Here is a 12,774-nt window from a genome sequence, read left to right on the forward strand (position 1 = left end):
AGTTTTGTTGTCGTGGCAGTTACTTTGAGATCCAAACCCCGATCGCCGATCGTTGGCATCACCATGTACGGTCGGAATGACGCTAGTGAATTTGCCTTGCAGGCTGTCTACGTGGATGCCGTCCGCAATGCGGGGGGCATTCCCATTTTGTTACCGCCGGGCGAGCCTCACCCAGATCGAATTTTGCAGCAGGTTGACGGACTGATTTTGGCGGGTGGCGGTGATATCGATCCGGCTATTTATGGTGGCTACTCGCATCCCACCATTTATTCGGTTGATGCGGAACGCGATCGCACGGAGCTAGCCCTGGCTGAGATGGTGATGGCAGAGGGCGTACCTATTCTGGGCATTTGTCGGGGGATGCAGGTACTGGGTGTGGTTAGTGGCGGCAATCTTGTTGCACACGTTCCAGACCATTTTGGCGAAAATGTTTTGCATAGATTGGACAATCCGCGCCGCCCCACATCGCATACGGTGGAGGTGACCACCCAAAGCCGTCTGGCGGAAGTTCTGAAAGTTACCAATACGGAAGTCACATCCTGGCACCATCAGGCCATCCAATCGGTTTCGGGTGGCTGGCATGCGGTTGCCCATGCTCCTGACGGCGTGATCGAAGCGATCGAGCACCGCGACCATCCCTGGGCAGTGGCAGTACAATGGCACCCCGAGCTATCAGCACATTGTCCCGCCCAAAAGGCTTTATTTCACGCCCTGGTAGAGGCAGCATCGAGTTAGAAAGATAATTCGATCGACCATCCACTTAACCTACAATGGTCAATAGGAGAGCTGTTTTACCAGGAGACATATCATGGTTTACGTATGCGAGTTAGGCTCGGGTCACAGCATCTATCTTGATAATCAAGGCACCCAAACCATCATTACAACAGTTAGCAGCAGTCCGGGACAGCAGCAACAAGCTAGCAGTAGCGTTAGCACTGGCGTTTGGACTGCCCCACCGGAACTGTTCCGCACTCCAAATGGTGCAGTAATCAAGGTTTTTACCGCGCAAGGAGAAGTTCTGATTAGCGTTCAAGGCAACACTGCCAGCGTTACAAGCGCTGCATCCTTCGTTGGCGGCGCTCAACAAATCCAGATGCAGCAGGTTGCTAGCGCTCCCTCTTTCTCCATGCCACCAATGGAACCCATGAAACCGATGCAGCCCATGCAGCCATTAAAAATGGGGAACATGGAGATAAATATGAATCCGATGGAAATGCGGATGGGAAATATGGAAATGCGCATGGGAAGCGCAGCAGCGGCTTCAACCTCCACTTCCACCTCAAGTGCCAGTACTCGTCGATTTTGCAGTCAATGCGGTACGGCAGTCGAGCCGAGCGATCGCTTCTGCTCTAGCTGCGGCCATAAATTAGCTTAGTTGGCAAGCTAATGTTAGATAGAAATAACCAAAGCAAGCAGCACTCATAAAATAGACAGGCTGTAAAATAGGGACACTGCACTATACGCTAATATGCCATTCAATCCCAATGATGCCACTACCTATTACAATCTCGGTAATGCAAAGTATGCTTTAGGTAACTATGAAGGAGCGATCGCCGACTATAGTGAAGCGATTCGCCTCAATCCCAATGATGCCAATGCCTACTCCAATCGTGGTAGTACGAAGTCTGACTTAGGTGATCGTGAAGGAGCGATCGCAGACTATAGTGAAGCGATTCGCCTCGATCCCAATTATGCTCCTGCCTACTACAATCGCGGTAATGCGAAGTCTGACTTAGGCGACAAGGGAGGAGCAATTGCCGACTATAACAAAGCGATTCTCCTTAATCTCAATTATGCCTATGCCTACTACAATCGCGGTAATGTGAGGTATTACTTAGGGGACAAGGAAGGGGCGATCGCAGACTATAGTGAAGCGATTCGCCTCGATCCCAATTATGCTCCTGCCTACTACAATCGCGGCAATGCGAAGTCTGACTTAGACAACTATGAAGGAGCGATCGCAGACTTTAACGAAGCGATTCGACTCGATCCCAATTATGCCAATACCTACTACAATCGCGGCAATGCGAAGTCTAACTTAGGCAACTATGAAGGAGCGATCACAGACTATAGTGAAGCGATTCGACTCGATCTCAATGATGCCACTGCCTACTACACTCGCGGGATTGCGAAGTTTATCTTAGAGGATAAAGAAGGAGCGATCGCAGACTTTAACGAAGCGATTCGACTCGATCCCAATGATGCCACTGCCTACTACACTCGCGGGGTTGCGAGGTCTAACTTGGGTGACAATGAAGGAGCGATCGCAGACTATAGTGAAGCGGTTCGCCTCGATCCCAATGATGCCATTGCCTACTCCAATTGCGGGATTGCGAAGTATGAATTAGGTGACAATGAAGGAGCAATCGCAGACTGTAATGAAGCAATTCATCTCAATCCCAATCTTTTATATCCTTATTGGCTATTGGCAGTTATCTGGGATAAACGTTTCGCTGATAGCCAGAATCCTGCGGATTTAGAGCAGGCAATTTCTGCCTACGGACGTGCTGTGGCATTGTCGAGCGAGCATCAAGCTGACATTCGAGAAGCACTTGCTGACGCGCAGTATCGTCTTGGTATTTACTACGTTCAGCAAGGACGTTGGTATGATGGGTTGGCGCAGTTACAAGCCAACCTTGACTATTATCGCCAAACTGACAATTTAGAGCGGCGAGCAGATGTGCTAGCCCAGATTGCCCGCGTACAATTACTACTTGGCGATTGGGAAAAGGCTAGACTGCTTTATCGCGATGCCCTGCGCATCTATTGCCATATAAACCACAAACCAGGTATCGCTAACTGTAGACTGGCTCTGGGTCGTATGATGCTGCACCTCGGCTATTTAGAAGATGCCCAACGCGAACTAGAAATGGCTTCCACTCTCTATGCCGAACTTGAAAGCCCTCGCAAAGCGGAAGCAGATGAAGTATTGCAGTTAGTCCACCAATTTCAAGCCAAAGGAGTCAAGGTTGCATGAGCGATATCGATCGCCTGTTCCAGCAAAATGACAAAATATTCGAGCGCTGGAATTTACGCGAAATTCCGTTCACGGAAAGTGCTTCCAGCCTGCGCTCCCAAACCCTCGATCGCGTCTTTACGGGTCGCGTGGAAGAATTGAAACAGGTTGTACCCTTACTGCGAGGTCGCGAACGTAAACGCGTTCTGGTTTATGGTTGGACGGGGATCGGCAAATCTGCATTTATCCTCGAAGTATTGCAAGGATTGCAACGTAACGACTCTCAAGCAAAGGTTGCCTACATCACCTTGCAACCAAACATGGATCTTGGTACGGCAGCCCTGATTGCGCTTGCCCGCGAGATGCCAGAAGATGAGTGGGCGCAACGACAACTCAATGAGATGGGATTAGGTAATCTGATTCGCCAAAGAGACAGTGAAATTGGCGGTCAATTGGGAATAAGTGCCAAATTCACCGAGAAAATTCTCGATGTAGAGCCAACTAAATATCCTGCCCTTGCCTTTGAAGGACTGCTGGAAAGGGCTTTAAAAACAAGCGATCGCGTTGCGATCGGCATCGACGATCTTGACAAACAAGATCCGGCGAGAGTCAGACAACTGCTCGAAGACGCTCAGGGAATGCTAAAAGGCGATGCCTGGTTTTTCTTGAGCGGACATCCTGGTGGACTCACCCGCGATCTGGTCAACCGCGAACGAGGATTATTCGACCTCAGTCTGGAACTAAATCCTTTCGATGTAGATACCACCTACACCATGCTGAAGAAATACCTTGCCAGTGCCAGGATTAAAGATATTTCTGACAACGACGAAGTTGCCGCCCTCCATCCCTTCACCCCCGAAACCGCTCGCATTCTCTGTGAAAAGTCTTCTGGCATTCCTCGCTGGTTCAATCGCAGCGCCAGTTACATATTGCTCCGCGCCGCCAACCTCGAAGCCGACAAAATCACCCTTGATATTTTGGAAGCAGGACTCGAATATGCCAAAGTGCAACTGCGCGGTCAGACAGGATTCACTGCTGAAGAAGCCTATCTCCTCCAACTTATTCTCGGTAAAGGCATTCTTTCTGATGAGAACATTACGCTCGGAGAGCTAGAACGCATGGGTGTAAAAGAATTTAACGAAATCTTGCCCATGATTAATGCCCTCGTCCAGCAAGACCTCGTGCGCCTCCTGCCAGACGATCGCGCGATCGCGATCGCGCCCAATCCCATCTTGCAAGCAGAGTAGCTTTATTTTCGCCACCCCATCCGCACTTTGCGCAACGAAAGATTATATAGCGGTTTTCAGGTGAAAACGAGAAGGGGGTTTGGGGGCGTTGCCCCCAAGAAAGGGTTTCACCCCTTCACCCCGTCCATAAAACCCGTAATCCAACGAATTCAGTAACGATTTGACTGGGTTTAAGCCTATATTTTGCTTATTTCAGTACATTCTGCAATTATTTCCCTACCGTCTTCTTAACCGCCTCCATTTCTGCATTCGCACCGGCGGCTATCTCTGCCGTGATGTCGCTCATCGCCTGGATAATGCGAGCTACACAACCAGTCCAACCCGTCTGGTGACTTGCTCCAATGCCAGCCCCATTGTCGCCGTGGAAATATTCGTAGAATAGAATTAAGTCCTTCCAATGGGGGTCGGTTTGGAATTTTTCAGCAGCTCCATAGACTGGGCGGCGACCGTTGGCATCGCGCATGAAGATATGAGCTAATCGCTCGCCTAACTCCTGTGATACTTCATACAAGTTCATGTACCGTCCCGATCCAGTCGGACACTCGATCTTAAACGAGTCACCATAGAAAGAATAGAGCCGCATGAGCGCCGCATAAATCAGTAGATTTACGGGCATCCAAACTGGGCCGCGCCAATTAGAATTACCGCCAAACATCCCCGTATTGGAATCACCTGGCAGGTATTCTACGCGAAATTCCTGGCCGTTATGTTGGAAAATAAACGGATGTTCGCGGTGATAGCGCGAGAGCGATCGAATCCCATAGGGGCTGAAGAATTCATTTTCGTCCAACAGTCTGGCGAGAACGCGGCGCAACTTCTGTTCGTTGAATACCGACAGCATATACTTCCCTCCCGATCCGCGTTGGGTAGGCAGGTGCAAATTGGCTATGAGTTCGGGGTGCCGTTGATAAAATGACAGGGAGCGCTTCTGGAAATTTGGCAATTTCTCGATATCCTCTGCCTCAAAAATCGCTACAGCAGCTAGAGGTAACAGCCCTACCATCGATCGCACCTTCAAGCGCATTGCATTACCATCGGGCAGTCGCAAAACATCGTAGAAGAAGCCATCTGCTTCGTCCCACATCTCGTCATGGAGGTCTCCCACGCGATCCATTGCCCCTGCAATCCGAATCGTGTGTTCGAAAAACTTGCTGACAAATTCTTCATAGAGGGGGTCGTGAATCGCCAGTTCGACTGCAATCCGCAGCATTTGCTGGCTGAAAAAGACCATCCAGGCAGTGCCGTCTGCCTGTTCCAGGTATCCTCCGGTGGGTAGCGGTGCGCTGCGATCGAACACGCCGATGTTATCCAGTCCTAAGAAGCCTCCCTCAAAGGCATTGTTGCCCGAGCGATCTTTGCGGTTGACCCACCAAGTGAAGTTGACCAGTAGTTTTGCAAAGGCATACTTGAGAAACTCGAGATCTCCTTTGCCGTTATTGCGCGCCTTGTCCGCCAAATAGGTCTGCATGGTGGCGTAGGCGTGTACGGGTGGGTTGACATCGCCGAAGTTCCATTCATAGGCGGGGATTTGACCGTTGGGGTGCAGGTAGTCGTTGCGCAACATCAAATCTAACTGGATTTTGGCAAAGTCCGAGTCCACAATCGACAGCGGCAACATGTGGAATGCTAAATCCCAAGCTGCATACCAGGGGTATTCCCACTTGTCTGGCATGGAGATGATGTCATCGTTGAACATATGAGACCATTGACCGTTGCGGAAGCTCTTGCGCTGCTCGGAGTCAACGTTATGTTCGTCCAGCCACTTATCCACGTCGTAGTAGAAATATTGCTTCGTCCACAGCATTCCAGCAAGAGCCTGGCGCATCACGCTGACGCGATCGCCATCGGGTTTGATTTTTGCTGGTGTAATCGCGTCGTAGAAAGCATCAGCTTCCTGCAAGCGCGTTTTAACCACGCTATCGAAATCGACAAAGGGACTGCCAATTTGGGCGGGCACAGTGGGAGTCAGGCGCAGGCGCACCACTTGCGTTGCCCCAGCACCAATGGTTAATTGATAGTGAGGAGATGCTTTGGTTCCGATCTGAGCGGGATTGACGGCACCATGCTCTCCATGCACGATGTAATTGTTGATACCGTCTTTGACATAAGAACTGGTATTTGGCGAACCAAAGAGGCGAGCGGTATTGGTTTCATTCTCTGTAAACAACAGAGGCACGTTCCCCTCACAGTAGAGATAGTAGTCCTTAATCCACTCTTGAAATACTTCATCGGTGTGATGGGCGTGGATGATGGTATTTCCACCATCCTTCGCCCTTTGCAGAATTGGCTTAGAACCACCATCTGCCCAGGACCAGGTATTGCGGAACCAGATGGTTGGCAAGAGATGTAGCGTGGCGGTTTCGGGGCCGCGATTGGCAACGCTAATTTTAATCAGGATATCTTCGCAATCTGCTTTAGCATACTCGACAAAGACATCAAAATAGCGGTCTTCATCGAAAACGCCCGTATCGAGGAGTTCGTATTCCAACTCATCGCGACTGCGCTGTTTGTTAGTTTTGACTAAATCTTCATAGGGGAAAACAGCTTGCGGATACTTGTACAGGTACTTCATGTAAGAGTGCGTGGGCGTGCTGTCTAGGTAGAAGTAGTATTCCTTTACATCTTCGCCGTGGTTGCCTTCACTGTTGTTGAGACCAAACAGACGTTCTTTGATGATGGGATCGTTGCCATTCCACAGTGCTAGGGCAAAACAAAGAACCTGGTGGTCATCGGAAATCCCCCCCAAGCCATCTTCTCCCCAGCGATAGGCACGCGATCGCGCCTGGTCGTGTGAAAAATAATTCCAAGCATCACCGTTATCGCTGTAGTCTTCGCGCACGGTGCCCCATTGCCGTTCGCTCAAGTAGGGACCCCACTTTTTCCAGGGGATGTTGCGATGTGTTTCTTGCAGTCTGGTTTGTTCGGCTGTCATAAATGGTTCTTGTGTTGATTTCAAGATAACTAAAGATTTAGATAGCAAGCTGAAATTTAAGGCATTGGTGACAAGGTAATTGCTCGGTCGCATTACCCTCTCAAACATTATGTCGCTTTACAAGAAAATTTTGTAGATTTATTTGTCAAAGTGAGGCACAATAATAAAATTGTAGAGATATCTGCTATCTCAAAGCCAAAAATTAAATAAAAATTAAATAAGTATTAAATGCAAATTAATAGTAGCCAGTCTCTAAGAGGTGATTGCAGCTAATGCCATCTGTTGTTGAATCAGTTGAATCAGTTGCTCAATCTCTAGATCGCTCTAGATCGAGTAGCAAAAGAGTCAAATCACAACAGAACTAGAGCAGGAACCTCACCATACGATCCACGCTAGGTCGCCAGGTCGAGTTTGCCTATGCTGACTCAGATCTTGCCTCCCTGAAGTCAGGATCGGCCCATGACTGGTAGGTAGTAAGTATGAAAAAAAAGATTGACAAACTGCGTTTGTCTCCTGTGGAATGGATTCCCATTTTATTAACTCTAGAAGAAACATCATGACAAAGAAACAACCTCTATTTGGTCTTTGCTCCTGCTGCAATCCCGCGATCGCCAGGCTGGCGCAAACCTTTCTATCGCGACGGCAATTCATGCTGTTGGGGGCGGGGGCATTTGCTGCATACCAACATTTTGAAGAAGATCGGAAAGGTTCGGTTGAGGTGGGGAAACTGGCAGATTTTGCGATCCTGTCTGACAATCCCCTCACCGTCGATCCGATGGCGATTAAAGACATTACGGTGCTGGCAACAATCAAAGAGGGAAAGACGATTTACAAAGCCTAAAACGGGAAAGTGCCGACAGAATATAGCGATCCTATATTGTGAAACAAGTTCCCTGCGGGAACTTGTTTCACAAAGCCCAAAAACTCACAAACGATCTAGGACTGCTGACGATCCGCTGCCAGATCGCCAGGTCAAGCTTATTGAAACCATAAATGAGGCGCGATCGTAGAATTACTGGGATGTGTGGAGAGGAGATTTATGCAAATATCTAAGAAATTCTCGCCGTGGCAAATTCTATCAGGTACTGCGGGTTATCTGTCGATGGCGATCGCTCTTTCTGCTTTTCCTGCTTGGGCAAACGAGCAATTGCCTGTCTCTACTGTCTCAGAAGGTATCAGTTTTGATATTGAAGAATTACAACAGGAACTACAAGAGCTTTCCAATTCTGACCCTGGGCGACGAGCAAGGATTAGAAATTTATTACAAGGCAGCTATAACACCCTGGCTCAACTTTACTACTGACTTCCAGATCGTCAACCCTGCCATCAAGAGTTTTGACACGGCTTATATCCTGGGATTCCGTTTAGGGATGACTTTTTAGTTAAGCAATTCATTACATGAGGAGATAAATCTATGCGATTTCGTTACGGATTGATATTAGGGGCTTTATTGCTAGCGGTCATTGGGTTCGCAACCCAAATCGGCCTAGTTCGCAGCCAACCAGCCCAAACTTCCCAACCCACCAGCACCTTGTTTGAAAACGTGCGGATTTTCAACGGCACTTCTGCCCAACTGTCTGCCCCTTCCAGTGTGTTAGTGGTCAATAACAAAATCGAAAAGATTTCGACAGGGTCTATTGCTGCTCCATCGGATACTGGTTTAACCCGCATTAATGGCGGCGGTCGCACGTTGATGCCAGGGTTGATAGACAACCATACCCATATCATGATGACGATCGTCTCGCAGGCAGAACTACTCTCTCCCAACACCACGCTTGAGGTAATCGATCGGAAAGCGGAAACCGCAGCAAAAGAAATGCTACTGCGCGGATTTACCAGTATTCGTGACATGGCAGGCCCAGCTTTTGGACTTAAACGGAACATCGACAAGGGGGCTGAGATCGGGCCGCGCATCTGGCCTTCAGGGGCAATGATCTCACAAACCAGCGGACATGGCGACTTCCGTACGCTCAAGGAACTTCCAAGATCGGCTACTACACCTCTCAGTCGCGGGGAATTGTTGGGAGCGGGTGCGATCGCCGATGGGGTAGATGAAGTCCTCCGCAGAACTCGCGAACAACTCATGCAAGGTGCCACTCAGATTAAGCTGGCAGCAGGTGGCGGTGTGGCATCGGACTACGACCCCCTGGATGTCAGCCAGTACACGGAATCAGAATTTCGGGCTGCCGTTGAAGCTGCTGATAATTGGAATACCTACGTGACAGTTCATGCTTACACGCCAAAGGCTATTCAGACGGCGATTCGTGCGGGGGTTAAGTGCATCGAACACGGGCAATTGATGGACGAACTGACAGCGAAAATTATGGCTGAGAAAGGAATCTGGCTCAGTATGCAACCATTTCTCGACGATGAGGATGCCATTCCATTCCCAGAAGGGTCACCCAATCGCGCTAAACAATTACAGATGACTCAGGGCACTGACACTGCCTATAAACTTGCCAAGAAATACAATCTCAAGACTGCCTGGGGTACCGATACGTTATTTGATGCCAAATTGGCTACCCGTCAAGGTGTGCAACTTGCAAAACTGGCACGCTGGTATACCCCCTTTGAAGTGCTGAAAATGGCAACGAGTACGAATGCTGAATTGCTTGCTTTATCTGGCCCCCGCAATCCCTATCCCGGCAAGTTGGGCGTTGTCGAAGAAGGCGCGCTTGCCGACCTGCTGTTGGTAGATGGCAATCCCATAGAAGACATCAAGCTAATCGAGAATCCGGCGCACAACTTCAAAGTGATTATGAAGGATGGCAAGATTTACAAGAACTCGCTCGCATAGCCATTTTTAGCTATAGCAGTTTTCAGATGAGAACGAGAAGGGGGTTTGGGGGCGCTGCCCCCAAGAAGGGGAGGCAGGGCGGTCTTGGGGGTTCCCCGCTAGAGCCACTGCCGTGTGGAACCCCTTCACCCCGTCAATAAAACCTGTTCTCAATCGACTTACAGATTTGCTGGGAGCTGAAAGCTACGATCGCCTTGGGAAAAACCTGCTTGCGACTGGACTCTATCTAAATCTGCCAGGATAGGGATATCATGTATGTTGAATTGCCCCCCGCGATCGGGAATGTCATCTGAATCTGTAATGGCAAACGGCGGTTTGCCCCTATTTAACTCATACAGGAAAAACAATGGTCACCCCAAAATTAGCTCGTGTCGGATTGCTCCTCCTTTCGGTATTATCCTTGACAGGAGCGATCGCTCCTACCGCTTTTGCTCAAAGAGTTCAACTCCTCGGTCAGGCCAGACTCTCGTTTAGAGAAAACGACCTGGATGTTTTGAAGTTACCCAGATGTCAAGTGCCTCCTGTCCGAGATATCAGGCTAAGAGCGCTGAGGGGTTCAGCCGAAATACAACTCCTGGTCGTGCAATATGGGAACAATCAATTAGATCGATTGCCAGTCAGATCCAGGCTCCGCCAAGGCAGTGAAACTAATTGGATTCCTTTAAGGGGTACTCTTCGCTGTATCAGGGGAATTGCGATTGTGGGCAGTTCTGCGGGTACTACAAATCGCGCGATTATTCAATTTTATGCGCGCTAAGTATTTCCAACTTTAGATAATCGCACACATCAACACATTAGCAATGGCTGTCATTTACGATCTCGAACACGTCACGACTTACAGTTATCGCAATCCCGTCGGGTTTGGCGAACATCGCGCTATCTTTTTACCTGGCGCAGGCTTTGTCGGTCGCATCTTGAGCTACACGCTAGAAACCAATATTCCGTCAAAAGTCCGCTGGATGATGGATACCCTTTCCAACAATGTAGCCCTGATCGAATTCAGCGAACCCGCCAAAGAACTGAGCGTTACTTATCGACTGCGGGGCGAGCATTTTGGCATCAAGGCGATCGCCGATTTTCCCCTAGAAGCGCGAGCCATAGAAATTCCAGTACAGTACACGCCGGATGAGTGGACCGATCTGGCTGTCTTTATGCGTCCCCACGCCGAAGATCCCGACGGTAGCCTCGCGTCCTGGACAAAAAGCTTTGTAGCTGGAGATCGAGACGATACCCTTGATGTCCTGCAACGGATGATGGATGCGATCTGGAACGATCTGACCTATCAGGCCCGAGAGGTAGAGGGAACTCAGTCCCCGTCAGAAACGTTGCGCCTCGGGTCTGGCACCTGCCGGGATTATGCCTGGTTGATGATTGAGGCATTGCGACGTTTGGGTCTAGCCTGTCGCTTTGTCAGCGGCTATCTCTACGATTCGTCCCTGGATGGCGGTGACGTTGGCATGACGGGGGCAGGGGCAACCCATGCCTGGTTGCAGGTCTACCTGCCGGGAGCGGGCTGGCGAGCCTACGACCCAACGAACCGAATTACCGCTGGCTTCGATCTGATCCGCGTAGCGATCGCCCGCCATCCGGGGCAAGTCATTCCCCTCTCGGGTTCGTGGTTTGGCAATGCCGAGGATTATCTGGGGATGGACGTGCAGGTGAAGATTCGCAAGCTGGCCAAGCTACCTGAGTTTGAGGAGGAGTAGGCGAGATCGCAGTCCCGATCGCTACGATGCAGGTTGGCGAATTGACTTTCAAAGTACTCGCTCTACCGCAAAGCTCTGCCTTCCAGCCTTTGACACTTCGAACAAAGGTAATATAGTGGTTTTCAGATGAAAACGAGAAGGGGGTTTGGGGGCGTTGCCCCCAAGAAGGGGTTCCACCCCTTCACCCCAAAAATAAAACTCGTTCTCAATTGAAAAGCGCTATAAGTTCCGACGGCTACCAAACAAATGCGCGTAGGTGTAGGAAAATTCGCAACCGAATAGAAAAATTTGACAGGTTAGATAAAGCCACAGCAGCAAAATCATCGCGCCTCCAATCACGCCATAGGACAGATAGTGACCGCCAATCGAAATGATGCTGTCCCCTGCCAAGCGCAGTAAGCCAACCAACAGACCGGCGGATAGCAACGCCCCCAGCCACGTATCTTGCCAGGCAGCTCGGGTAGAGGGCAGAATTTTGAACAGGATGCAACAGGCGATCGCCAGGATCGATAGCGACGAGCCAACCTGAAGCCCCCTGGTCACCTCAAGTTCGTCTACGTGGACAAAGGCAAAAGTCTCTCGAAAAGTTGCAACCAGCTTCAGGACGCACTGAATAGCAATGTCAGAAATGAGGGAGGCAAAAAGCAGCGATGTCGTTCCAAAGACCAGTAGAAAGGAGAGAAGCTGGTTGAGCGCGAATGAAATAACCGTTCCTCGAATGGAATCCTGTCCGCTGACTCGCCAAATCTTTTGGACAAAATTATTGAGTGCCGCAAAGACAGTACTGGCAGAATACAACAATAGCCCAAACCCAATGATGCCTGCCCCAGTCCTGCTTTCGCGCAGCGCTGCGATCGTTCCCTCGATTGTTTTATAGACTTCTGCGGGCAACGAACTCTCAACGTTTTTCCGTATTAGCTCAAATGTGGCCGATCCAGGCTCGATCCATTGACCAAGGATGCTGAGCAGCACGAGCAGAATTGGGAATAGCGAAAACAAGGCGTAGTACGATAAGGCTGCTGCCATGCTGGAACAGTCGTCTTGATGCCATTTCAATCCCGTTTGAATCAGCAACTGAACGGGTTTAGTAGGCAGAATGCGATCGCGAAAGTATTGAAACATGAACGAGTAATGAA

The 12,774-nt window shown here is 49.7% G+C and carries 12 protein-coding genes and 1 pseudogene; 10 read left to right on the forward strand and 3 right to left on the reverse strand.

Annotated features, from left to right (window positions below; all coding sequences use genetic code 11):
- Positions 1-24 precede the first annotated feature (24 nt).
- From PSE6802_RS0118000 to PSE6802_RS0118015, 4 genes are all read left to right on the forward strand, one after another.
- The gene (locus tag PSE6802_RS0118000) at positions 25-735 is read left to right on the forward strand and encodes a gamma-glutamyl-gamma-aminobutyrate hydrolase family protein (RefSeq protein ID WP_026103384.1); all 711 of its coding nucleotides are present in this window, start codon (positions 25-27) and stop codon (positions 733-735) included.
- Positions 736-808: 73 nt separating this feature from the next.
- Positions 809-1,375 (forward strand): zinc ribbon domain-containing protein, encoded by a 567-nt coding sequence (locus tag PSE6802_RS0118005; RefSeq protein ID WP_019501441.1) that lies wholly within the window; start codon positions 809-811, stop codon positions 1,373-1,375.
- A 93-nt stretch (positions 1,376-1,468) separates the two neighbouring features.
- On the forward strand, positions 1,469-2,977 hold the full coding sequence (locus tag PSE6802_RS29520; protein ID WP_019501442.1) for a tetratricopeptide repeat protein: 1,509 nt from the start codon (positions 1,469-1,471) through the stop codon (positions 2,975-2,977).
- Positions 2,974-4,203 carry an ATP-binding protein gene (locus PSE6802_RS0118015; RefSeq protein WP_019501443.1) on the forward strand — a complete coding sequence of 410 codons (1,230 nt, stop codon included), beginning with the start codon at positions 2,974-2,976 and terminating at the stop codon, positions 4,201-4,203. Before PSE6802_RS29520 ends, PSE6802_RS0118015 begins: the two co-directional genes overlap by 4 nt.
- Positions 4,204-4,411: 208 nt before the next feature.
- Here the strand turns inward: PSE6802_RS0118015 and PSE6802_RS0118020 are convergent, their stop codons facing one another.
- Positions 4,412-7,135 carry an MGH1-like glycoside hydrolase domain-containing protein gene (locus tag PSE6802_RS0118020; RefSeq protein WP_026103385.1) on the reverse strand — a complete coding sequence of 908 codons (2,724 nt, stop codon included), beginning with the start codon at positions 7,133-7,135 and terminating at the stop codon, positions 4,412-4,414.
- A gap of 670 nt (positions 7,136-7,805) precedes the next feature.
- Here PSE6802_RS0118020 and PSE6802_RS35895 point away from each other — a divergent pair.
- The 4 genes and pseudogenes from PSE6802_RS35895 to PSE6802_RS0118040 all read left to right on the forward strand — a co-directional run.
- Positions 7,806-7,976: pseudogene (locus PSE6802_RS35895) on the forward strand (amidohydrolase family protein); the annotation flags it as partial.
- 198 nt (positions 7,977-8,174) lie between these two features.
- Entirely contained in the window at positions 8,175-8,438 is a 264-nt protein-coding gene (locus tag PSE6802_RS32725) for a hypothetical protein (protein WP_019501446.1), read from the forward strand.
- The gene (locus PSE6802_RS35900; RefSeq protein ID WP_412973444.1) at positions 8,410-8,517 is read left to right on the forward strand and encodes a hypothetical protein; all 108 of its coding nucleotides are present in this window, start codon (positions 8,410-8,412) and stop codon (positions 8,515-8,517) included. The genes PSE6802_RS32725 and PSE6802_RS35900 overlap by 29 nt, the downstream gene beginning before the upstream one ends.
- 32 nt (positions 8,518-8,549) lie before the next feature.
- Positions 8,550-9,932: a metal-dependent hydrolase family protein gene (locus PSE6802_RS0118040; protein WP_019501447.1), complete on the forward strand. Its 1,383-nt coding sequence runs from the start codon at positions 8,550-8,552 to the stop codon at positions 9,930-9,932.
- A 158-nt stretch (positions 9,933-10,090) separates the two neighbouring features.
- Here the strand turns inward: PSE6802_RS0118040 and PSE6802_RS0118045 are convergent, their stop codons facing one another.
- Positions 10,091-10,279 carry a hypothetical protein gene (locus tag PSE6802_RS0118045; RefSeq protein ID WP_019501448.1) on the reverse strand — a complete coding sequence of 63 codons (189 nt, stop codon included), beginning with the start codon at positions 10,277-10,279 and terminating at the stop codon, positions 10,091-10,093.
- Here PSE6802_RS0118045 and PSE6802_RS0118050 point away from each other — a divergent pair.
- The gene (locus tag PSE6802_RS0118050; protein ID WP_019501449.1) at positions 10,279-10,689 is read left to right on the forward strand and encodes a DUF2541 family protein; all 411 of its coding nucleotides are present in this window, start codon (positions 10,279-10,281) and stop codon (positions 10,687-10,689) included. The two genes, PSE6802_RS0118045 and PSE6802_RS0118050, sit on opposite strands and share 1 nt — an antisense overlap.
- Before the next feature lie 43 nt (positions 10,690-10,732).
- Positions 10,733-11,638: a transglutaminase family protein gene (locus tag PSE6802_RS0118055; RefSeq protein WP_019501450.1), complete on the forward strand. Its 906-nt coding sequence runs from the start codon at positions 10,733-10,735 to the stop codon at positions 11,636-11,638.
- A 219-nt stretch (positions 11,639-11,857) separates the two neighbouring features.
- On the opposite strand, the gene PSE6802_RS0118060 is transcribed toward PSE6802_RS0118055, so the two are convergent.
- Positions 11,858-12,760, reverse strand: coding sequence for a YihY/virulence factor BrkB family protein (locus PSE6802_RS0118060; RefSeq protein ID WP_019501451.1), 903 nt, complete (start codon positions 12,758-12,760; stop codon positions 11,858-11,860).
- Positions 12,761-12,774 lie beyond the last annotated feature (14 nt).

The organism is Pseudanabaena sp. PCC 6802, assembly GCF_000332175.1.
Lineage (GTDB): Bacteria > Cyanobacteriota > Cyanobacteriia > Pseudanabaenales > Pseudanabaenaceae > PCC-6802.

Excerpts from the sequence above, each read along its gene's own strand:
- PSE6802_RS0118005 (WP_019501441.1), top strand. The coding sequence starts at position 809 with ATGGTTTACGTATGCGAGTTAGGCTCGGGTCACAGCATCTATCTTGAT.
- PSE6802_RS29520 (WP_019501442.1), top strand. The coding sequence starts at position 1,469 with ATGCCATTCAATCCCAATGATGCCACTACCTATTACAATCTCGGTAAT.
- PSE6802_RS0118015 (WP_019501443.1), top strand. The coding sequence starts at position 2,974 with ATGAGCGATATCGATCGCCTGTTCCAGCAAAATGACAAAATATTCGAG.
- PSE6802_RS0118020 (WP_026103385.1), bottom strand. The coding sequence starts at position 7,135 with ATGACAGCCGAACAAACCAGACTGCAAGAAACACATCGCAACATCCCC.
- PSE6802_RS32725 (WP_019501446.1), top strand. The coding sequence starts at position 8,175 with ATGCAAATATCTAAGAAATTCTCGCCGTGGCAAATTCTATCAGGTACT.
- PSE6802_RS0118040 (WP_019501447.1), top strand. The coding sequence starts at position 8,550 with ATGCGATTTCGTTACGGATTGATATTAGGGGCTTTATTGCTAGCGGTC.
- PSE6802_RS0118050 (WP_019501449.1), top strand. The coding sequence starts at position 10,279 with ATGGTCACCCCAAAATTAGCTCGTGTCGGATTGCTCCTCCTTTCGGTA.
- PSE6802_RS0118055 (WP_019501450.1), top strand. The coding sequence starts at position 10,733 with ATGGCTGTCATTTACGATCTCGAACACGTCACGACTTACAGTTATCGC.
- PSE6802_RS0118060 (WP_019501451.1), bottom strand. The coding sequence starts at position 12,760 with ATGTTTCAATACTTTCGCGATCGCATTCTGCCTACTAAACCCGTTCAG.